This window comes from Phytoactinopolyspora endophytica (assembly GCF_004138495.1).
Classification (GTDB): Bacteria; Actinomycetota; Actinomycetes; order Jiangellales; family Jiangellaceae; genus Phytoactinopolyspora; species Phytoactinopolyspora endophytica.
In genome coordinates this window covers 39,487-59,588 of the sequence record NZ_ML142861.1, presented here as the reverse complement: position 1 = coordinate 59,588, position 20,102 = coordinate 39,487, and the positions used below count along the sequence as shown (strand labels likewise).

The window sequence follows — 20,102 nt, the reverse complement described above, 5'->3', positions numbered from 1 at the left end:
GCCTCGCCGTCTGAGTCTCCTTCACAACGTCCTGCGGACCGAGGGCTATAGCGCTCGGTCCGCAGGACGTTGCTGCGTGGCTGGGCGTGGGGTCGTGACTGCGCCGTCGGATCAGGCGCGTGAGGTGCCGTACCATTCGGCGCGGAGCTGCGCCCACACGTCGGTCTGGTCGTTGCTCAACCACCGCTCGGGGCGCATGCGGACGAGGAGCGTCGGACTGTTCACCTGGGTCTTGACGTAGTTGTCGGCGTCGTCGGGATCGAGGTAGCGCGCGGCGACCGTGTGGAGCTGCTCCGTCGTCGGAGACTCCTCCCACGAGGCCGGCCCTTCGACCGTGACGTAGCGGTACGGGACGTCCTCGGTGTGCACGCTGAGACTGAACCGCTCCGCCTGGCGTAACAGCCTGTCCTTCACCGAACCTGCGTCCATGAAGACTTCGACATCGCCGCCGGGTGTGTACCCGTACCAGACCGGTACGGAGAGTGGCGCGCGCCCGGGTTCGGGCCGGGCGACGGTGAAGATGCCGATCCGGGTCTCGGCGAGGAACTGCTCGCGGGCTTCTGCGGTCATGGCCATGGACATGTCGGTGTGGGCCTTTCATTGGTGCTCAACGGACATGTTCCAGTCAAAGCGATTCTGACGAGACGTGCGATGGTTCATCGTCTCAACTCGATGTTCGAGCGTCGGATCCCGCCGTCGAAAAACGGCGTCGCACGCAGGCACGCCCGCGGGTACCGTCTGAGCTGTGGTTGATGTCGAGACGTTCCGGGCGTTGGCGCGCTCGTCGCCGTGGCTGTGGTCTTCGGTGCGGCTGACCCGGACCATGGTGGGGCGCGACGACGGCGAGCGGGTGCGGGCGTGGATCCGGCGTCCGGGCCTGATGCGTGTGGAGTACATCGAGCCGTCGAGCAGGCCGCCGTACGTGGTCGACGAGCGCGACGACCTCCGCCGTGGCCGAGCAGCGATGAGCGTGGTGCTCGACCCGGAGGCCGTCCCCGATCCCGGCGCAGTCCCCGGCGTCGCTCCTCGCCGCGGCGAGGAGATCGGGAGGTACGTTCCTTTGCCACAGCCGGAACAGGAGGCCCCGCAGGGTTCGGGTCTGCCGCAGCCGGCCGAGTTTCCGGCGTCGCTGGATCCGGGGGCACCACAAGCGGAGTTCCCGGATCCGCGGGATCGGCAGGCTCCGCAGCCCTTGCGGCGCCCGGACGGACTGGTGGAGCGTCGCCCGGATGACTCCATCGGCGATGACGACGATCCGATGCACCAGAACTATTACTGGGTGGCCATGCTGGACCCGGTCGAGCTGGCCGACGGGGCGGATCTGGACGACGAACCGCCGGCGACCGGAGAGCGGCCGACTGGCGTCGAGATCCTGGAGCTGCAGGAAGCCGATCGGCTGGGACGGCCCACGCTCATCGCGACGGTCCGTCCGGCATCCGCCTACGATCCTCGCTGCTCGTGCTGTCCGTTGTTGTTCAACGACGTCACGGTCGCCATCCTGCGGGAAGAAGGCGGACCGCTCCCAGATCCGTTGCCGAAGTTCGCCGATGCGCACCGCGTGGCGCTGGACCGGCAGACCGGGATCTGCGTGAGCATTCACGACGTGGGCGGCGACGCCGACGGCGAGGGGTTCGACGTCGTCATCGAAGAGGTTGACGTCGACTATCCCGACGCGATGCTCCGCTGAGAAGTGGTTCGCCGAGCACTGCCCGCACGAGCCTCAGTCGAGGGCGCGGCCGAGGCGCCAGTAGCCCATGAAGGTGACGGCACCCTTGTCGATGCCGCGCTCGCGGACCAGGTGCCGGCGGATGGCCTTGACGGCACCGGCTTCGCCGGCCACCCAGACATAGACACTGCTCGTGGCTCCGGCCGCGACCTCCCAGAGGACCTCGAGGTCGATGTCCACCGTGTCGACCATCGAGGCGTCGTCGGCGGACGACTGCGGCGCGTCGAAGGTGACGGCCGTGACTGCGCTGACCAAGGGCTCACCGTTGGGTGCCGACGTGCCGTCGTCGCGCCGTCGTGGCAACCAGGTGATCTCGACGTTGTCGGGTGCCTGCAGGTCCAACGCGTCGGCCGGTTCCGGTATCTCGAGGAAGACCCGGATCCGCGCGTCCGCGGACGGCAGTACTCCATGCTCCGGCGCGGTGCCGTTCGGCGTCGAACCGTTGAGGCCGTCGTCGCATAGCGACTCCAAGATACCGGCGATGGCCGGGACCGCGGTCTCGTCGCCGGCGAGGACGATGTCGCGTGCGCCGGCCGGCGGGTTCCATTCGTGGCCGCCGCTGTCACCTGGGCACACGCGGTTGGGCCCGATCAGGACGACTTCGTCCCCGGGCGAGGCGTCTGTCGCCCACGTCGCCGCCGGGCACGCCGCTTCCGTGCTGACCGGGGCCGTCGGTGCGGGGTGGCCGTGCATGACGAAGTCGACGTCGAGCTCGCGGCGCTCCGGTCGGACGGCGCGGATGGTGTAGGTGCGGACGAAGCCCCGCGTCGCTGGATCGAAGTTGCGGTACTGCGTGTACCAGTCGGTGAAGGAGAAATCGGGCAACCCTTGGCCCAGGCGCGGGATGTAGAGCTTGATCCGCTGGTCCGGACCGTCGTACCCGAACTGGTCGAGGTCGTCGCCGGTGAAGGTGATTCGCAGGAACGACGGGCTGAGCCGTTGCAGTCGCGCGACGGTGACCCGGAACGGGCGCCAGGGCAGCGTGCTGGTGTCGGTCTTCTCGGCGGTGCTCAGCGCACCATCGTTCGTATCGGCGGCGGTGATCGTCATCGTATTCCCCGTGTGAGGCTCATATGTTCAGCATAGGCAAGGCTAACTTAGGCGAGCCTAAACGTACACGCTGAGATTCGCAACGGCATCCAGGTGTCGGTGTGGTTGATCAGCCCGTGTGAACGGTGTGCCGAGGTGAGTTGCCCATCAGTCAGTCGTCGCCACGCCAGTCATCGGGCGGCCGAGCAGGCTGGTGGCGACGGCCTCGACGTATGGGGCTAGATCTGTCGCCTGTGCGTCGCTCATGGCGGGAGTGCGGACGACGGACCGGAGGATGCCCATGCCGACGAGCCACGCGCTGAGCAACTCGGCGCGCAAGGCCGCATCCGGGCCGTCGACCAGCTTCTCGAACGCGTCAACGTACTCGTGACACACCTCGTCGCGGATGCGCTCTCGCACGTCGGGAAGTGCGGATGATCGCAGCATCGCCACGAGCGGGTGTTCGCCGCCGTAGCGAGACCAGTCATGGAAGACGACCGAGCTGACCATCCGGGCGACCATCTCTTCCGGCGGCCCGTCGAGCAAGTCCGCCTCTTCGGCAGGTGTGGTCGTGGCCTCGTCGAACAACTGCTTCTTCGAGCCGAAATAACGAAAGATCAGGGTGGGGTCGACGCCCGCGTCTCGGGCCACGTCGCGGACGCTCGTCGCGTCGTAACCGTCGCGGGCGAATCGCAGCCGGGCCGACTCCAGTAGGGCCGCCTTGGTGGCCGGCTTGTCTCGCCGTCGCTTCTCTGTCACCGAACTTCCCTTCCGTGAGCTGTAGAGCTAAGTCATCGCTCGTTGACATCATATCCGGTCGCCCGCTATCGTGCGAAGTCACCATTCGATGACTTAGTGAGGGTCGATGAAGAACATCGTTGTGGCCGGTGGTACAACCGGCATGGGTCGCGGCGTCGCCATGCACTACCTCCGAGCCGGCGGTCGTGTGACCGTCATCGGCAGCGACTCCGGACGGGGGCGGGCGTTCCTTGACGAAGCGGCGGAGATCGGCGCTGCCGATCGGGCGGAGTTCATCCGAGCGGACTTGATCTCGGTGGCCGAGAACAGACGCGTTATCAAGGAGATCAAGGCCCGGAACGACTCACTCGACGGTCTCGTGCTCACCGCGATCCGGCACTTCCACCGGCGGGAGGAGACCGTCGATGGGTTCGAGAGCACCTTCGCCCTCTACTACGTCAGCCGGTTCCTGCTCAGTTACGGTCTCACCGAGCTACTCGAGAAGGGCGGCGCGCCGGTGATCGTGAACATCTGCGGGATCGGCATCACTAAGGGGCGTGTCCACTGGGAGGACCTCACGCTGGGTAAGCGTTACGGCAGCGTGCGCGCGATGCTTCAGGGCGGCCGGGCGACCGACCTTCTTGGCGTGGGGTATGCGGACCATCACCCCGGCGGGCGGACACGTTACGTTCTCTACCATCCGGGGTTCACCGACAGTGGCACGGCGACCTTGAAGCAGCCGGCGAAGGCGTTCATCAAGACCCTTGCGCGGTTCTTCGCCCGGCCGGTTGAGAAGAGCATCCGGCCCGTCATCGAGCTGATGGATAATCCGCCCGATCGGCCGCTGATCGCCTCCGACAGCGGGAAGCCGGTCTCCTTGTCGCTGTCCACGTTGGACGCGGACGACGCGCGACGTCTGTACGGCCTGACCGAGCACCTCTTGAGGCCGTGATTGAGAGGGCATGAGGTTGCGTGCTTTACTACGTTGTACACAACGTTAGAAGACTCTGGGACTTGAGCAGCTGCCGTGACCGAGACGACACCGCACCCGAGGCCGTTACTGCGCCGTCCGCGATGGACCGATCTGAGCGGGACCTGGCGATTCGCCTTCGACGATGCCGGCCGAGGCGTCGAACAAAGGTGGTTCGAATCGCCAGATGGCGTGTTCGACCGCACCTTCGAGGAGTTGACCGATGCGCACCGTCGTCATGCCCGCCGGACGGCCGAGGGAGGTGGTGCCGCATGAGCACACCGAACATTCTGCTGGTGATGACGGACCAGCACCGCGCCGACCTGACGGCCGCTGAGGGATACCCACTGGACACGATGCCGTACCTGGATGAGCTGGCGGCGTCGGGAACCAGGTTCCGCCGCGGATACACCACCGCGCCGGCCTGCGTGCCCGCGCGCACGAGCCTGGTCACCGGGCGGTTCCCGTCGGCTCACCGGGTGCGGCAGAACTCTGCGGTGCCCGAGGTGCTACGTGGCGAAGACCTTCTCGACGTCCTTCGCGACGCGGGCTACGGCCTGCATTTTGCCGGCAAGACCCACGTCTACCGCAACAGCGAGGACGACTATGACTCGTTCTCCGGGCCGTACTGGCATGTGCAAGCGCCAGACCGGACGGACGAGGAGGAGCGGTTCAGCGCCTGGCTGCGTTCGATCGATCACGGCCCGACGTCGGAGCCCACGCCGTTCCCGCTGCATGTGCAGTACCCATATCGGATCGTCTCCGACATGATCGCCTCGCTGGAGGCGCGCGATCGGAGCAAGCCGTTCTTCTCCTGGGTCTCACTGCCCGAGCCGCACAACCCGTACCAAGCGCCGGACCCGTATTTCTCCCTATTTCCGGAGGCGGACCTCCCGGACCGGGCCTGTGGTCCGGAGGCCGCCGTGGCCAAGGGTGGAGCGTGGCGATGGCTGCGTGAGCTCGTCGAGGAGAAGAGACCCGGATACGACGACGGCTGGCGACGTTACCGGGCGAGCTACTGTGGGATGCTGCGTCTGATCGACGACCAGCTCCGGCGCCTGACCTCGTACCTCGAGGAGGACGGCGCACTGCAGGACACCATCGTCGTGTTCATCTCTGACCACGGCGACTACGTGGGCGAATACGGGCTGCAGCGCAAGGGCGCCGGGATGCCGGAGTTGCTCATGCGGATTCCGTTCATGATCACCGGGCCCGGGGTTGTGGCAGGCGACAACCGCGACGACTTCGTCTCTCTGGCCGACATCTTTCCGACGCTGTGCGAGGCCGTCGGCAAGCCGATCCCGTATGGCGTCCAGGGCCGGAGCCTGTGGCCCACACTGACCGGCGAGACGTACCCGGCGGCCGAGTTCGACAGCATCTATGCCGAGCGAGGCTACGGCGGCCTGCCGTACGACTCCGAGGAACGCCCGGAGCTGCATTTCCCCTACGACGGCGAGGTGTACGACGAGCTCAACAGTGTGACGCAGAGCGGCATGTCGAGGATGCTCCGGCACGATCGCTGGAAGCTCGTCTATCACGTCACTGGCGACGTCGAGCTGTACGACCTTGAGGCGGACCCGATGGAGCTGACCAATCTGGCCGCCGAGCCGGCGGCCGCGCAGGTCCGCGCCGAGCTGGTGGAGAGGCTGCTGCGGTGGTCGACCCGCGTCGTGGACGATCTGCCAGTCGCCGCCTACACGCCGAAGCGCGCACCGCACAACTGGCACGCCACGTAGTCTTCGGGTCGAACGGCACATCAAAGGCAGCCGATGCAACGCTGGCTGCGGAACCCCTCGGCCACTAGCTTCTCGCGTTCGAGATCACCATCGGTGGCGTCCACCAGGACGGTGAGGTCACGCGCGCCGGCCTCGCTGACGATCAGCTGTGCGATCTCGGCGAAATACGGGCTACTGAGGTTCGGTAGCGCCAGGGCAATCACGCCTGTACGTCCGCGCCTGAGGTTGCGCGCGGCGATGTTGGGCCGATAGTCGAGCTCGACCAGTGCCTTCTCGACCTTTGCCTTCGTCTCGTCGGTCAAGTACGGGTATCCGTTGAGGACATTGGACACCGTCTTGATCGAGACACCGGCCAGCTTGGCGACGTCCTTGATCGTCGCGTTCATCACATCGTCACTCCTACCCACACCACCTCGGCTGCAGCTCAACGTTATAGCGTTCCTTCACTGCGCATCAGGCTCCTGCGAGGAGTCCCGGGAGTTTGCGCATGTCGTCGAAGACCGTTGTGTTCGGTCCTTCGAGCCATTGCGCGGGTGTGAGGCCGCCGGCGTAGCCAAGGGCTCGCATGCCAGCTGCGCGGGCTGCCTGGATCCCGTATTTGCTGTCCTCGACGACGATGCAGGCCGAGGGTGGGATGCCCATTTGCCTGGCGGCGTGCAGGAACAGGTCGGGGGCCGGTTTGCCGTGGGCGACCTCGCTGGCACTGAAAATGCGGCCTTCGAAGTATGGGTAGATCCCGGTGTGGCCCAGGGTGTGGCGCATCGTGTCGTGGCTGCCGCCAGAGGCGACGCAGCTGGGAAGCGTGAGGGTGTCGAGGACTTCGAAGATGCCATCGACCGGGGTGAGTTCGGCGTTGACGGCCGTGCGGTGGAGTTGCTCGAATCTCTCCTGCCAGAGCAAGGCCCGGTTCGGCCCTAGTCGGGCGGCGATTTGTTCACTGTTGGTGACTATCGACCGGCCGATGAATTTTTCGACTACCTCGGCTTCGGTCAGCGGCCAGCCCAGCTCGGCGCCCACGGCAACGTGGATGCGCACGGCTATGCGTTCACTGTCGACGAGCACGCCGTCGCAGTCGAAAATGACGAGTTCGACCGGGGTGATCATCCAGACAGCCTAGGGAGGAGTGGTCGCCCGTGCCAGCCGCACGGTCCGATGGCCTGCGCGCTCCTCGTCCGGCACGTGAACCTCCAGAAGTCGTCTGGACAGGTATCTGATACAACGACATCTACAACGTAGTACAACGCTCTGAGCACCCGGAGGACCCGTGGATTCCGAGCCCGCCGTCCTACTGATCACAGCTGACCAGCTTCGGCGCGACGCCTTGGGCTCGGTCAGGTCCAACGCTGCCGCGTGACACCGCTTGGTCCGGCCCGCGGGATTTTGGTGGCTAAACGTTAAGTACAACGCTGTAAGATGTCCGCGTCACGTGGGATGCGCGGGTAGCGGTGGGAGGAGTTGTGACAGTCAGGCTCAAGGACGTGGCCGAGCACGCGGGTGTGTCGATCAAGACGGTCTCGAACGTGGTGCACGGCCATATCCACGTCACCGACGAGACCCGGCTCAAGGTCCAGACGGCGATCGACCAGCTCGGCTACCGGCCCAACCTGTCGGCCCGCAGCCTGCGAACAGGGCGGACGAACATCATCGCGCTGGCGGTCCCGCGGCTCGGGGAGCCCTACTTCGCCGAGCTGGCCGATCAGGTCATGCATGCGGCCGATCGGCACGGGTACACCGTGCTGGTCGACAACACCGAGGGGCGGCGGGAGCGGGAAGGCGCCGTCGTCTCCGGCATCCAACCCCAGTTCATCGATGGGATTCTGTTCAGCCCGCTGGCTCTCGAGGCGACCGAGTTAGAGGTGGCGTCGGCGGAGGTGCCCTTCGTCCTGCTGGGTGAGCACGTGCCCGCGACCGGTTACGCGGATCACGTATCGCTCGACAACGTAGCGGCGGCGCGGGCGGCGACGGCGCATCTGATCGAGTTGGGTCGCAGCCGGATCGCGGTGATAGGGGCGCGGCGAGCGCGCCGTGCCCGGACCGCAGCGCCCCGGCTGAAGGGATTCAGGCAGGCGCACCGCGAGGCTGGGCTCGCGGTCGACTCGCGCCTGCTGATCCCCACCGAACGGTTCGACCGGCCCGACGGGGCGCAGGCGATGGCCCACCTGCTCGACATGCGCGAGCCGCCCGACTCGGTGTTCTGCATGAACGATGTGCTCGCGATCGGAGCTCTCCGGACGCTGGCCGAGCGGGGGGTGTCGGTGCCGGAGGATGTCGCGGTGATCGGGTTCGACGACATCGCGGAGGGCCGATACAGCGTGCCGAGCCTGACGACGATCGCCCCGGACAAGGAACAACTGGCGAATGTGGCCGTCGACGCGCTGATGCAGCGTATCTCGGCGGGGCGCAACGCCCCGCCGCGGGAGCTACACATCGACTTCAACCTAGTGATCCGGGAGAGCACCGCCGGCCGCCCTTGAATTCCGGCTGACGCCGACGTCTCCGATCAGCCACGCCGGCCTCGTGGCCCAGTGTTTCGCTTGGGCCGCCCCGCCCCATCGCCGCAACCCCAAGGCCGCTAGCCAGCCTACCGGCACGATCATGACGTTCTTCGACATACCTGGTGACGGGCCACAGGGCCTGCGGGTCGTCAGGCTTCGAGAAACCGGTGGATCAACGACATCGTGTACGCGAACGTCGGCAACTCAGCCGGTGGCAGCGCGCGAAGCTCCGCCCGGCTGAACCACCGCGCCTGGGCGATCTCGCCTGGATCCAGCCGCAGGGTCGGATCGCTGATCGTGGCGGTGAAGCCGGCCAGCAGCACCGCTGGGCCGCTGAAGGACCACGGGTGGCTGTCGGTGTAGGCCAGCTGGGTAGGTACCAAGCCGGTCTCCTCCCACAGCTCCCGGACGGCCGCCCCTTCGAGGGTCTCTCCGGGCTCGACGAACCCGGCGACGAGGTCCCATTCGTGCTGGTAAGGCCCGTACGTTTGACGCACCAGCAGGAGCCGGTCGTCGTACTCGACGGCGAGGACCACGACAGGTGACATCGCGTTAGGCACGTACGGCAGCGTCGTGCACTGTGGACAGCGTCGGGTCGTGAAGCCACCAATGTCCTGCAGCTCCTCGCCGCATTCGCCGCAGTGGCGATTCGTGTGCCGCCAGCGCACCTGGTAGTAGCCGCGCGCGACGACCGCGGCGACCGGCGCCGGCAGCTCGGCCGTCAGCGTCAGCCACGAGCGCAGCGCCGTACCATCGGATACCGTCGCCAGCTCCCCTGCCCAGACTGGGCGGCAGCGCAGTGTGCCGAGGTGGCGTACCGCCAGTTCCGGCATCGCGGCGACGGTCGGAAGGGTGCCGTCAGGCAAGACCACGACGCGTCCGTCGATGGTTGCCGCGACCAGCAGGTCGTCGGCTGCTGGTACGACAGACGCGTCGTAACCGGGCAGGAACGGCAGCGGCATCGAGGCACACTACCACTCAGGGCCATTGCAAGCCGCTGGGTAGGCGGTTGATCTGCGGCAATGTGGATGCCCACGGTGGTGTGAGGCAGGTGTCGCCCTGTGGTGATCATGGAGTTGCTGAGAAACCACGACTCCCGAAGGACCCCACCCGCCGATGTCATCTTCGCTGATCGAAGCTGTGCGCACCCACCTACCTGCCGACCTGGACGTGCCCGCATGTCTGGGCACAAAGCAGCAGCGGGATCTGGTGCATGCCCTTGCTGCGGTGCCCGATCCGCCTCGACGCCACCGTGTTGCTGGCGGTGCTGACCGGCTGGCTGCGCGCCCGGCCGCCGCCCCAACGACCTCATCGACGCCGTGACCAGTACAACGAGAACGCAATAGCCCCTGGGTCTGCAGGGCGGGCAGTTGTCCACAGGCTCGAGGCTGATGGCCGAGATATCCACATTCCTGGGATGAGCATTGAAGACCCCGTCGAAGATCGATCACGCTCTTGTCGCGGTGATCCCCACACGCGGGAGGAGCCGACATGACAGCGCTGCCACTAGCGGCAACTCGTACGCGTATTGCACATGCAATACGAAGGTGGGTATGGTGATAGAAGGTGTGGCGCGAGCTGTACTGGAACGAGGACAACGAGGCGCACATAGCCAAGCACCACGTCACACCTGACGAGGTAGAGGAGGTCGTTAACGCGCGTCCGCACTATGTGACCAAAGGTCGTGATGAGTCGACCGTGGTCTACGGCCAAGATGCCGCAGGGCGCACGCTGCTCGTCGTCCTGGTCGAGGCGTTCGACGGGAGATGGTATGTGGTGACCGCGCGAGACATGACCGACGCCGAGGCACGACTGTTCCGTCAGAAGGGACGCTGAGCGCGGATGGGCAGAGCCGACGAACTCCGTGAGTACTACGACAACACCGACACTTCGGTAGATCTAGAGAAGGCGGTCCACGAGCCAGCCGACACGCGACCGTCGGCGCGGATGACGACGTTTGCCATTCGTCTGCCAGTGCCGGTCCTTCATCGGGTCCGCGAGATCGCCGCGGAATCCGACACCACGACGTCTGCTCTTTTGCGCCGCTGGATCGATTCCGGCATCCGTGAATATGACGACAGCGACGACCGGGTTGTCTCCGTCGACGATCTCGTCGACTTCATCGGCCGGGCAAGCCGCCGCTCTGATGTCGCAACTCACAGGTCAGGCCCGGTCAAGAAGGGCCGGCGCACGAGGACTCGCGCCCAGTAGGCCGCAGCCGGGCTCCGGGTGCGGCTGCCATTCTATTCGTCGATAGCGGGAACCGACCCTACCTCCTGGCCTGTAGTTGCGCTTATGCCGCTTCCCAATAGCTCAAGCGAAACATCAGGCCAGGAGGCAGGCCGTTTCGGGCCTACGACGATGAGACGACTCCGGCGCCCGCCGACGGCACGGCGACGAACGTGTCCGGGGCGGTGAACCCGTTACCGGCGAACGCGTCGCGCACGGCTTCGGCGACGGCGGTGGCCTGGCCGTCGTCCACCAGCGCGATGATGGACCCGCCGAAGCCGCCGCCGGTCATCCGGGCACCGAGTGCGCCCGCCTCCAGGGCGGCGTCGACCGCGACATCGAGCTCTTGAACCGTCACCTCGTAGTCGTCGCGGAGCGAGACATGCGACGCGGTGAGCAGCGGCCCGATCTCCCGCAGGCGGCCCGAGCGCAGCAGTTCCACGGTTTCCTCGACACGCTGATTCTCCGTCAGCACGTGCCGCACGCGTCGCCGCATCACATCGCCGGCGCCGGCATCGGATCCGTCGTCGAGGCGGGCGAGCACCTGCTCGACGGCGTGGTCCTGGACGTCTCGCAGCGACTCGACGCCGAGACGTCGCGCCGCGTCCTCGCAGGTGCGACGGCGCTCGCCGTACTCGCCGTCCGCGTGCTGGTGGTGCACCCGCGTGTTGACGATCAGCAGTGACAGCCCGGCGGCCGCGAGGTCGCACGGGATCGGCTCGGCGGTGACGGCTGCCGCGTCGAACAGCACGACGTGCCCCTCGCGCCCGTGCATCGAGGCCATCTGGTCCATCAGACCCGTGGGTGCACCCACGTAGTGGTTCTCCGTCCGCTGCGCGAGCAGCGCCATCGTCGTCGGATCGAGCCCCAGCCCGGCGAGCGCGTCGAGTCCGGTCAGCACCGAGCATTCCAGCGCCGCCGACGAAGACAGTCCGGCACCGCTCGGCACATCGCTGCTGATCCGGATGTCGGCACCCGGCACCTCGTGCCCGGCCTCGCGCAGCGCCCAGAACAAGCCGGCGATGTAGGCGGCCCAGCCTTCCACGTCACCAGGCTTCGTCTCGACGTCGAACTCGACCGGCACGGCTTCCCGCCCGTCTGACAGCACCGTCACGTTCCGGTCGTCGCGGCGCCTCAGCGTCGCGGTGGCGCGATGCGGAAGCGCCAGCGGAAGGGCGAAGCCGCCGTTGTAGTCGGTGTGTTCCCCGATCAGGTTCACCCGGCCGGGCGCGGAGCCCACTGCGTCGATGTCTGTCATGGATTCTCTCCCTTGCTCATGAAGGTCCAGGCGTCGGCGACGATGCGGTCGAGGTCGTGTTCTGGTTGCCAGCCGAGGTCGGCGGCGATGCGGTCGGCGGAGGCGACCAGCGCTGGTGGGTCGCCGGCACGCCGCTCCTTGTCCCGTGCGGGAACCGGATGTCCGGTGACCCGGCGCACCGCGTCGACCACCTCATGGACCGTGAACCCGGTGCCGCTTCCGAGGTTGTAGACGCGGTGGGTTCCGGCGGTCTCGGCCCGCGCAGTCCAGTCCAGAGCCAGCAGGTGTGCCCGGCCGAGGTCCTCCACGTGGAGGTAGTCGCGCACCGCTGTCCCGTCGCGGGTGGGGTAGTCGATGCCGAAGACGTCGATGGCGTCCCGCCGGCCGGCAGGCACCGCGAGCACGTTCGGGATGAGATGGCTCTCCGGGTCGTGCCGCTCGCCGTAGCGGTCGAAGGCGCCACCGACGTTGAAGTAGCGCAGGCTCACCGCGGCCAGGCCGTGCGCGGACGCTTCACCCGCCAGCGCGTGGTCCACGGCGAGCTTGCTGTGCCCATACGGGTTGATCGGCACGGCGGGCGCGTCCTCGCGGATCGGGGTGGTCTCCGGCTCGCCGTATGTGGCCGCCGTCGACGAGAAGACCAGCCTGCGCACACCGTGCACGCGCATCGCCTCCAGCAGCCGCAGCGTGCCGACGACGTTGTTCCACCAGTACAGCTCAGGCTTCGCGACGGACTCGGCCACCAGCGACTTCGCCGCGAAATGCAGGACGGCGTCGAATGACGAGTCGAGAACCTGGGCCGCGTCGTTGATGTCGCCCTCGACGAACGCCGCGCCGTCGGGCACGGCGTCGGCATGGCCGGTGGACAGGTTGTCCAGGACGACGACGTCGTGCCCCGCCTGCACGAGCTGGGCGCCGACGACGGAGCCGATGTATCCGGCCCCGCCGGTGACCAGAACCTTCATGCGTTCCTCCTCAACCGCGCGGCGACATCCTCGGGGAGCACATCGGTGATGAACGCCCCCATGGCCGATTCCGAACCGGCCAGGTATTTCAGCTTGTCCGCCGCCCGCTTGACCGAGAACACCTGAAGGTGCAGGTAGGCCAGGTCCCGGTCGGCGTGGACCGGTGCCTGCTGCCACGCCGCGATGTAGGGCAGCGGCGCGTCGTACAGGGCGTCGAACCGGCGGAGTACGTCCAGGTAGACGGCGACGAAGTCGTCCCGCTCGTCGTCGGTGAGCGACGGGATGTCCGGCACCTGCCGGTGCGGGAAGATATGGACTTCGACCGGCCAGCGCGCCGCGGCCGGCACGAACGCCGTCCAGTGTGCGGAGCTGACGATGACCCGCTCCGCGGAGCGTTCCTCGGCGAGCACATCCGCGAACAGGTTCCGCCCGTGCGTGTCGCTGTACCGGCGTGCGGTCTCCAGCATCCGCGATGTGCGCGGCGTGACGTACGGGTAAGCGTAGATCTGCCCGTGCGGATGGGAGAGTGTGACCCCGATCTCCTCGCCGCGGTTCTCGAAGCAGAACACCTGCTCGACGCCGGGCAGTGCGCAGAGCTCGGCCGTGCGGTCGGCCCAGGCGTCCACCACCAGCCGAGCGCGCTCCTGGCTCAGCGTGCCGAACGACGCACCGTGATCGCTGCTGAAGCAGACCACCTCGCACCGGCCGGTACCGGCGCGAGCGACGCCGACGGCGGAACCGATGTGCTCGGCTGGATCCGGATCCGCGGCCCCCATCGACAGGCTCGGGAAGCGGTTCTCGAAGACGACGACGTCGTAGTCGGGGGACGGCACCTCGGTCTGCTTGCCGTCGCGCGATGGGCAGAGCGGACAGAGGTCGGCAGGCGGCAGGAAGGTCCGGGTCTGCCGGTGCGAGGCCATCGCCACCCACTCGTCAAGCAAGGGGTCGTGGCGTATCTGCGACGCGGTGCTGACCGGTGGCAGATCGCGTGGATCGTCGAGATCGCGGACAGCGTCGTCGTCGAGGTCGAAGTAGATGATCTCGCGGCCGTCCGCGAGTCTGGCCTGGGTGCGTTTCACAAGGCTCCCTTGCTGGCGTGTTCGATGTTGTTCGGCTCAGTGTGACGAGCTCGGCCGCTGACCGGCGCGAAGACGATGTCGTCGATGTGTCCGCGCAGAGCCTCTCGGGCCTCGCCGGGGAGGGCGTCGTCGGTAATGAGGGTGTCCGCCCTGTCGAGGTGGGCGATGGTGCTCAGGCCGATGGTCCGCCATTTCGTGTGGTCGGCGAGCACGACGAGGCGTCGCGCCGCGGCGACCATGGCGCGGTCGGTCTCCGCTTCGAGGATGTTCGGAGTTGTGAAGCCGGCGCCAGGATCGATGCCGTGGACACCGAGGAAGACGACATCCACATGGAGCTGGCTGAGTGCGGCGACGGCGACCGGACCTACGAGCGCGTCCGACGGGGTACGGACGCCGCCGGTCAGCACGACCGAGGTGTCCGGGGCGGGCGTGGCGTGGAACACGTCGGCGATCTGTATCGAGTTGGTGACCACGGTGAGGTTGGGCGCTCCGGCGAGCGCACGAGCGAATGTCCAGGTCGTGGTGCCCGCCGAGATCGCGACCGACGAACCTGGCGAGACCAGGTCCATCGCCGCGTGGGCAATGGCGTCCTTCTCTGCCTGCTGCCGGACGGACTTGGCGGCGAAGCCCGGTTCTTCGGTCATCCGGGCCCGGGTGGTGGCGCCACCGTGGACCTTGTCCAGAGCGCCACGCTCCGCCAGCGCGTCCAGGTCACGCCGGATGGTCATCTCGGAGACGTCGAAGAGATCGGCCAGATCCGCCACGCGGGCCGCGCCGTTCTGTGTGACCTCTCGCATGATCCGGGTACGTCGTTCTTCCGCCAACACCGAACATGCCTCCTCTCAACAACCCACATTATCGCACAGGTTCGAACAAGCCTGCTTCTTGAGCCCTGGGCGTGGCGGGGCTCGTGGGTGAGAGTCGGTTCAGCCGTCCAGGACGGAATCGACGACGGCGCGGGCTTCGGTCTGGATCTGCGCCAGGTGGTCTTCGCCTCGGAAGCTCTCGGCGTAAATCTTGTACACGTCCTCAGTCCCGGACGGACGAGCGGCGAACCAACCGGACTCGGTCACCACCTTCAGGCCACCGAGCGGGGCGTCGTTGCCGGGTGCCCTCGTCAGCTTGGCGGTGATCGGCTCGCCGGCCAGCTCGGTGGCGGTGACCTGCTCGGCGGAGAGCCCGGACAAGGCGGCCTTCTGCTCACGCGAGGCGGGTGCATCGACCCGTGCGTACACCGGCTCGCCATGCCGATCGGTCAGCAGGCCGTAATGCTGGCTGGGCGTCTTCCCCGTGGTGGCGATGATCTCGGCGGCGAGCAGGCAGGCAATGATCCCGTCCTTGTCGGTGCTCCATGTACCGCCGTCCCGCCGCAGGAACGACGCACCCGCGGACTCCTCGCCGCCGAATCCGACCGAACCATCCAGCAGTCCTGGTACGAACCATTTGAATCCGACCGGGACTTCCACCAGAGGCCGGCCCAGCGACGCCGCGACCCGGTCGATCATGGATGAGCTCACGAGGGTCTTGCCCACGCCGGCGCCCGCTGGCCAGCCGTCCCGGCGATCGAAGAGGTATCCGATGGCGACGGCCAGGAAATGGTTCGGATTCATCAGGCCGTGATCCGGGGTGACGATCCCGTGCCGGTCGGAATCGGCATCGTTGCCGGTGGCGACGTCGAACGGTGCGCCGTGCGCCTCGACACCGTGTGCGGCGACACCGCGTGCCGCGCCGCCCTGCACGTGGGCGGTGGGGGACGCGTCGTCGTCACGACGCATGCGGCCGATCAGCGACGCCATCGCCGACGGCGACGAGCAGTCCATCCGGATCTTCCCGTCCCAGTCCAGCGTCATGAAGCGCCAGGTCGGGTCGGTGAGCGGATTGACGACGGTCAAGTCCAGCCGGTGCCGCTCGGCGATGGCGCCCCAGTAGTCCACCGAGGCGCCGCCCAGCGGGTCGGCCCCGATCCGCACACCGGAGGATCGGATCGCCTCGATGTCCACGACAGCAGGGAGGTCGTCGACGTAGTGACCGAGGAAGTCGTAGGTGGAGGTCGTGTCGGCGCCGAGCGCGCGGGCCAGCGGAATCCGCTGGACGCCGTCCAGGCCGGCCTCGATATAACGGTTCGCGGCGGACTGGATCCAGCCGGTGATGTCCGAGCCGGCGGGGCCGCCGTCCGGCGGGTTGTACTTGAAGCCGCCGTCTCCCGGCGGATTGTGCGACGGGGTGACCACGACGCCGTCGGCGTAATGCGTCGCACCCTGACCTGCGGCGACCGGAACTCCGGCGGCGCTCGCGGCGGCCACCATCGAGGCGCTGACCGCGCCACCGGCGCCGGAGTTGTGCCGCAGGATGGCGTGCGAGACAGCCGGGGTGGGCGTGTACCGGTCGGCTGCGTCCACGAGCAGCAGCACGCCGTTGGCCGCGAAGACCTCGACGGCCGTCGCCCAGGCCGGCTCGGACAGGGCGTGCGTGTCCTTGCCGAGGAAAAGCGGGCCGTCGATGCCGTTCTCTCGCCGGTAGTCGCAGATCGCCTGCGATGTGGCGGCGATGTGGTCATCGTTGAAAGCCGTGTTGAACGCGGAACCGCGGTGGCCGGAGGTCCCGAAGGCGACCTGCTGGGCCGCTTCAGTGGCGTCGGGATGCTGCGTGTAATAGGCCGTGACCAGGCGCGCGATGTCGACGAGGTCGGCCGGCTCGGCCGGTTGGCCCGCACGTGGATGCTCTGGCATGGGGACTCCTTCGACACGACGCACTGACGCTTCTCCGAGCAAGCTTGCCACGCCCCGGGACGCCGACACGTGGGAGGAGTGGGGTGCCGGTACCGTGATCGACACACGCAATGAGCGGTCTCAGCACTCGGCGGTCGAGGGTTGCTGCCAGAATAGGTGTCATGACCACCAATGCCTCGCGTCGTCCCCGCGTGCTGTCAGGTATGCAGCCAACCAACGCGTCCCTGCATCTCGGTAACTACCTGGGGGCATTGCGGCAGTGGGCGGCTATGCAAGCCGACTACGACGCCTTCTACTGTGTCGTCGATCTGCACGCCATCACGGCTGGGCATGAGCCGGCGCAGCTGCGCGAGCGCACCAGGGTCACGGCCGCTCAGTACATCGCCGGGGGCGTCGACCCAGAACGCAGCACCCTCTTCGTGCAGAGCCACGTGCCCCAGCACCCTCAGCTTGCCTGGGTGCTCAGTTGCATCACGGGCTTCGGCGAGGCGAGCCGGATGACGCAGTTCAAGGACAAGTCGGCGCGGCAGGGCACAGAAGCGACGACGGTCGGGCTCTTCACCTACCCGGTCCTGCAGGCCGCCGACATCCTGCTGTATGACGCCGACATGGTCCCCGTCGGCGAGGATCAGCGCCAGCACGTCGAGCTGACCAGGGACATCGGTGGGCGGTTCAACTCGCGTTTCGGCGAGACGTTCGTGCTGCCCAAGGCCTTCATCCCGGAGGCCACTGCCAAGATTCAGGACTTGCAGGACCCCACGGTCAAGATGAGCAAGAGCATCGGTGGCGCCGGCCTGATCGAGCTACTCGACGACCCGAAGGTGATCGAGAAGCGGGTCAAGAGCGCCGTCACCGATTCCGGCCGGGAGATAGCGATTGACGCGGAGAACAAGCCAGGCGTCACAAATCTCATTACTATTCTTTCCGCGCTCACCATGCGCCCCGTGGACCAGATCGTGCAGGATTTCGAAGGCCGGGGATACGGAGACCTGAAGAAGGAGGTTGCGTCGGCCGTGCTGGACACCGTGATCCCGTTTCAGAAGCGCGTGCGCGAATTGCTCGACGACCCTGCCGAGCTCGATGCGCTTCTCGCGACCGGCGCCGCGAAGGCACAGGAGGTTGCCTCTGCCACCCTCACGCGCGTCTATGACCGTGTCGGATTTCTCGAGCCCATGACGGCGCGGTGAGAAGGTAGTGACGCCACAAGGGGATGACCATAGCCGCACCATCGGCGTCGCCGTGCCGGTGCCCGAGCCATACGGCAGCGAGCTGCAGGACTGGCGCCGCTCGTTCGGCGACCCGCTCGCCGACGCCATCCCTTCACATATCACCTTGATACCGCCAACGGAGGTCAAGGATGGGGAGGGCGGGCAGTACGCCGAGGTCCGAGATCACCTTGAACAGGTAGGTGCGAGCTTCCCGCCGTTCCGGGTGCGCCTGCGAGGAACAGCGACCTTCATGCCGGTGTCGCCAGTGGTGTTCGTTGCGCTGTCCGAAGGGATCTCGGCGTGTGAACGGCTGTCGATGTCGATCCGTACCGGGCCGCTGGCGCTCGAGCTCTCATTCCCGTACCACCCGCACGTGACGGTGGCGCACTATCTCCCGGAGGAGGCGATGACGACCGCCTTCAAGACGCTCGCCGGCTACGAGGCCGTATTCGACGTGCACGCGTTCAGCCTGTACGAGCACGGCGAGGACGGTTACTGGCGGCGCGAACGCGACTTCAACCTGACCGCCGAAGGGGAGGTGGCCGCAGTACGCCGCGGCGGAGAGTCGCGGCTGAAGGCCGTTCAGCGCCTGACAGGCGGTGACACGGCCCCGCCGAAGGGGCAGTCGCGTTGATCGCCTGGATCCGAACGGGTGTCGCTGGCGTCAAGTCCGTCATCGCCCGCGCTCAAGCGCTATGGAGACGGCTGCAGCCCACCCTCCCGGTCCGGGCCTGGAATCGCTACGGCGACCTCCGCGGGGACCGGCTGGCCGGCGCCGCGAGCTTCTACGGGTTCAGCTCCCTGTTTCCGCTGCTGGCCCTGTCCGCCGCGATCGCAAGCGCGGTGGCTGGAAGCTCGGGTGTCGAGACCGTGCAGAATCTGGTCGACGACAACTTCCCGGAGATGGGTCTGAACGTCGCCGCGTTCCGGCGCAATGCCGGCGCCGTCGGTGCTGTGGGCGCCGTCCTGCTGATGTACGCGGGTCTGCGGTGGGTCGATGCGATGCGGGCTGCTGTGCGCTCCATGTGGGGGATGGACGACCAGCCGGGGAACATCGTGACCCGGAAACTGCTCGACGCCGCGTCGTTGCTCGGTCTCGGCATGCTTCTCGCGCTGTCCTGGGGGACCAGCGTCATCGTCCGCCGCATGGCCGCCGACCTGCTTGACTGGCTGGACTTCGGGGGAAGCGGCGCGGCGGCTACCCTGCAGTCCATCAGTTGGATCCTGTCGGTGGGCGTCAACACGTTGCTGTTCGCCTACTTGCTGGCCGGGCTGCCGAGGATCCTGGTACCGCCGCGCGAACAGGCCGTGACCGCCCTGATCGGCGCCGTCGTCTTCGAGATCCTGAAGACGTTCCTGGTGGAGTACGTCGCGGGACCGGGGAGCGAGTCGTACGGGGCGTTCGCCACGCCGCTGATCGTGATCGGCTGGATCTACATCGTCACCAGGCTGCTCATGGTGCTTGCCGCGGTGACGGCGGAGAGCGCCATCGACCATCTCGACGCGGAGGAGCGGGAACGGATCCTGGCGGAACACGCGGAGATGGCCAAGGGCGGAAGCTCGACCGTCGGTCCTGCTGAGCGCGAGCGGGTGACAGCCAGTTTCACTCGTCAGGGCGGCGCCGGTGAAGCAGGAGCGGATGCGGCCCGGCCAGGCGCCGACGGCCGTCGCCAAGACGCCGGCCGTCGAGGTGACGCTGGTCGCGACGACGCCGGTCGTCGACGTGATGCCGCTCGCGAAGGTGCCCGCGACGAGGGCGCTCGTCCCGCGCGCGGGGCACGTGGCCCGGCGGTGGTAGTGAGCCCGTCCGCACGGCAGGCGCGTGGTGTCGGACTCGCGGCGGGGGCGGTCCTTGGAGCCGCTGGAACAGGGCTGGCGATTCTCACCGGACGCGCGGCCCGGACGCTGCGGTCAGCTCTCCGCCCAGGACGCGACGACCG

General features: G+C 67.4%; 20 protein-coding genes. 9 read left to right on the top strand and 11 right to left on the bottom strand.

All coding sequences use genetic code 11. The features are described from left to right. Positions 1-111: 111 nt before the first annotated feature. Positions 112-576 (bottom strand): pyridoxamine 5'-phosphate oxidase family protein, encoded by a 465-nt coding sequence (locus tag ELR45_RS22550; RefSeq protein ID WP_205857065.1) that lies wholly within the window; start codon positions 574-576, stop codon positions 112-114. A gap of 169 nt (positions 577-745) precedes the next feature. Here ELR45_RS22550 and ELR45_RS22545 point away from each other — a divergent pair, with 169 nt between their 5' ends. Then, on the top strand, positions 746-1,687 hold the full coding sequence (locus ELR45_RS22545; RefSeq protein ID WP_129668358.1) for a hypothetical protein: 942 nt from the start codon (positions 746-748) through the stop codon (positions 1,685-1,687). Positions 1,688-1,720: 33 nt separating this feature from the next. Here the strand turns inward: ELR45_RS22545 and ELR45_RS22540 are convergent, their stop codons facing one another. After that, positions 1,721-2,776 carry a siderophore-interacting protein gene (locus ELR45_RS22540; protein WP_129668357.1) on the bottom strand — a complete coding sequence of 352 codons (1,056 nt, stop codon included), beginning with the start codon at positions 2,774-2,776 and terminating at the stop codon, positions 1,721-1,723. A 147-nt stretch (positions 2,777-2,923) separates the two neighbouring features. Beyond that, on the bottom strand, positions 2,924-3,514 hold the full coding sequence (locus tag ELR45_RS22535; RefSeq protein WP_129668356.1) for a TetR/AcrR family transcriptional regulator: 591 nt from the start codon (positions 3,512-3,514) through the stop codon (positions 2,924-2,926). Between the two features lie 106 nt (positions 3,515-3,620). On the opposite strand from ELR45_RS22535, the gene ELR45_RS22530 reads away from it, so the two are divergent. Then, positions 3,621-4,445, top strand: a complete 825-nt coding sequence (locus ELR45_RS22530; RefSeq protein ID WP_129668355.1) for an SDR family NAD(P)-dependent oxidoreductase — start codon at positions 3,621-3,623, stop codon at positions 4,443-4,445. A gap of 290 nt (positions 4,446-4,735) precedes the next feature. Next, the gene (locus ELR45_RS22525) at positions 4,736-6,199 is read left to right on the top strand and encodes a sulfatase family protein (RefSeq protein WP_129668354.1); all 1,464 of its coding nucleotides are present in this window, start codon (positions 4,736-4,738) and stop codon (positions 6,197-6,199) included. Between the two features lie 20 nt (positions 6,200-6,219). Here the strand turns inward: ELR45_RS22525 and ELR45_RS22520 are convergent, their stop codons facing one another. Both ELR45_RS22520 and ELR45_RS22515 read right to left on the bottom strand, forming a co-directional pair. Then, the gene (locus tag ELR45_RS22520; RefSeq protein ID WP_129668353.1) at positions 6,220-6,585 is read right to left on the bottom strand and encodes a LacI family DNA-binding transcriptional regulator; all 366 of its coding nucleotides are present in this window, start codon (positions 6,583-6,585) and stop codon (positions 6,220-6,222) included. 67 nt (positions 6,586-6,652) lie between these two features. Next, the gene (locus ELR45_RS22515; RefSeq protein WP_129668352.1) at positions 6,653-7,303 is read right to left on the bottom strand and encodes an HAD family hydrolase; all 651 of its coding nucleotides are present in this window, start codon (positions 7,301-7,303) and stop codon (positions 6,653-6,655) included. A gap of 353 nt (positions 7,304-7,656) precedes the next feature. On the opposite strand from ELR45_RS22515, the gene ELR45_RS22510 reads away from it, so the two are divergent. Beyond that, positions 7,657-8,673 (top strand): LacI family DNA-binding transcriptional regulator, encoded by a 1,017-nt coding sequence (locus tag ELR45_RS22510; RefSeq protein ID WP_129668351.1) that lies wholly within the window; start codon positions 7,657-7,659, stop codon positions 8,671-8,673. 170 nt (positions 8,674-8,843) lie between these two features. On the opposite strand, the gene ELR45_RS22505 is transcribed toward ELR45_RS22510, so the two are convergent. Next, positions 8,844-9,656: an NAD(+) diphosphatase gene (locus tag ELR45_RS22505; protein ID WP_129668350.1), complete on the bottom strand. Its 813-nt coding sequence runs from the start codon at positions 9,654-9,656 to the stop codon at positions 8,844-8,846. A 604-nt stretch (positions 9,657-10,260) separates the two neighbouring features. On the opposite strand from ELR45_RS22505, the gene ELR45_RS22500 reads away from it, so the two are divergent. Beyond that, complete coding sequence (locus tag ELR45_RS22500; RefSeq protein ID WP_129668349.1) at positions 10,261-10,530, top strand: BrnT family toxin; 270 nt, start codon at positions 10,261-10,263, stop codon at positions 10,528-10,530. A gap of 6 nt (positions 10,531-10,536) precedes the next feature. Next, entirely contained in the window at positions 10,537-10,905 is a 369-nt protein-coding gene (locus ELR45_RS22495) for a hypothetical protein (RefSeq protein WP_129668348.1), read from the top strand. A 142-nt stretch (positions 10,906-11,047) separates the two neighbouring features. On the opposite strand, the gene galK is transcribed toward ELR45_RS22495, so the two are convergent. From galK to ELR45_RS22470, 5 genes are all read right to left on the bottom strand, one after another. Next, positions 11,048-12,181 (bottom strand): galactokinase, encoded by a 1,134-nt coding sequence (galK, locus tag ELR45_RS22490; protein ID WP_129668347.1) that lies wholly within the window; start codon positions 12,179-12,181, stop codon positions 11,048-11,050. Next, a complete protein-coding gene (galE, locus tag ELR45_RS22485; RefSeq protein ID WP_129668346.1) occupies positions 12,178-13,146 on the bottom strand; it encodes a UDP-glucose 4-epimerase GalE in 969 nt (322 codons plus the stop codon). The genes galK and galE overlap by 4 nt, the downstream gene beginning before the upstream one ends. Next, positions 13,143-14,225, bottom strand: a complete 1,083-nt coding sequence (gene galT / locus ELR45_RS22480) for a galactose-1-phosphate uridylyltransferase (protein ID WP_129668345.1) — start codon at positions 14,223-14,225, stop codon at positions 13,143-13,145. The genes galE and galT overlap by 4 nt, the downstream gene beginning before the upstream one ends. Further along, complete coding sequence (locus ELR45_RS22475) at positions 14,222-15,052, bottom strand: DeoR/GlpR family DNA-binding transcription regulator (protein ID WP_205857064.1); 831 nt, start codon at positions 15,050-15,052, stop codon at positions 14,222-14,224. Before ELR45_RS22475 ends, galT begins: the two co-directional genes overlap by 4 nt. A gap of 99 nt (positions 15,053-15,151) precedes the next feature. Then, a complete protein-coding gene (locus tag ELR45_RS22470) occupies positions 15,152-16,954 on the bottom strand; it encodes a phosphoglucomutase (RefSeq protein WP_129668344.1) in 1,803 nt (600 codons plus the stop codon). A 161-nt stretch (positions 16,955-17,115) separates the two neighbouring features. Here ELR45_RS22470 and trpS point away from each other — a divergent pair, with 161 nt between their 5' ends. The 3 genes from trpS to ELR45_RS22455 all read left to right on the top strand — a co-directional run. Continuing rightward, positions 17,116-18,141, top strand: coding sequence for a tryptophan--tRNA ligase (gene trpS / locus ELR45_RS22465; RefSeq protein ID WP_129668343.1), 1,026 nt, complete (start codon positions 17,116-17,118; stop codon positions 18,139-18,141). A 7-nt stretch (positions 18,142-18,148) separates the two neighbouring features. Then, complete coding sequence (locus ELR45_RS22460) at positions 18,149-18,796, top strand: 2'-5' RNA ligase family protein (protein ID WP_129668342.1); 648 nt, start codon at positions 18,149-18,151, stop codon at positions 18,794-18,796. Further along, positions 18,793-20,102, top strand: a 1,310-nt coding sequence (locus ELR45_RS22455; protein WP_205857063.1) for a YihY/virulence factor BrkB family protein, incomplete at its 3' end; no start/stop codon positions are given. The genes ELR45_RS22460 and ELR45_RS22455, both read left to right, overlap by 4 nt.

What these genes read in the sequence shown, in the direction of transcription:
- ELR45_RS22550 (WP_205857065.1), bottom strand. Translation starts at nt 576, where the DNA reads ATGGCCATGACCGCAGAAGCCCGCGAGCAGTTCCTCGCCGAGACCCGG.
- ELR45_RS22540 (WP_129668357.1), bottom strand. Translation starts at nt 2,776, where the DNA reads ATGACGATCACCGCCGCCGATACGAACGATGGTGCGCTGAGCACCGCC.
- ELR45_RS22530 (WP_129668355.1), top strand. Translation starts at nt 3,621, where the DNA reads ATGAAGAACATCGTTGTGGCCGGTGGTACAACCGGCATGGGTCGCGGC.
- ELR45_RS22525 (WP_129668354.1), top strand. Translation starts at nt 4,736, where the DNA reads ATGAGCACACCGAACATTCTGCTGGTGATGACGGACCAGCACCGCGCC.
- ELR45_RS22520 (WP_129668353.1), bottom strand. Translation starts at nt 6,585, where the DNA reads ATGAACGCGACGATCAAGGACGTCGCCAAGCTGGCCGGTGTCTCGATC.
- ELR45_RS22515 (WP_129668352.1), bottom strand. Translation starts at nt 7,303, where the DNA reads ATGATCACCCCGGTCGAACTCGTCATTTTCGACTGCGACGGCGTGCTC.
- ELR45_RS22505 (WP_129668350.1), bottom strand. Translation starts at nt 9,656, where the DNA reads ATGCCGCTGCCGTTCCTGCCCGGTTACGACGCGTCTGTCGTACCAGCA.
- ELR45_RS22495 (WP_129668348.1), top strand. Translation starts at nt 10,537, where the DNA reads ATGGGCAGAGCCGACGAACTCCGTGAGTACTACGACAACACCGACACT.
- galK (WP_129668347.1), bottom strand. Translation starts at nt 12,181, where the DNA reads ATGACAGACATCGACGCAGTGGGCTCCGCGCCCGGCCGGGTGAACCTG.
- galE (WP_129668346.1), bottom strand. Translation starts at nt 13,146, where the DNA reads ATGAAGGTTCTGGTCACCGGCGGGGCCGGATACATCGGCTCCGTCGTC.
- ELR45_RS22470 (WP_129668344.1), bottom strand. Translation starts at nt 16,954, where the DNA reads ATGCCAGAGCATCCACGTGCGGGCCAACCGGCCGAGCCGGCCGACCTC.
- trpS (WP_129668343.1), top strand. Translation starts at nt 17,116, where the DNA reads ATGACCACCAATGCCTCGCGTCGTCCCCGCGTGCTGTCAGGTATGCAG.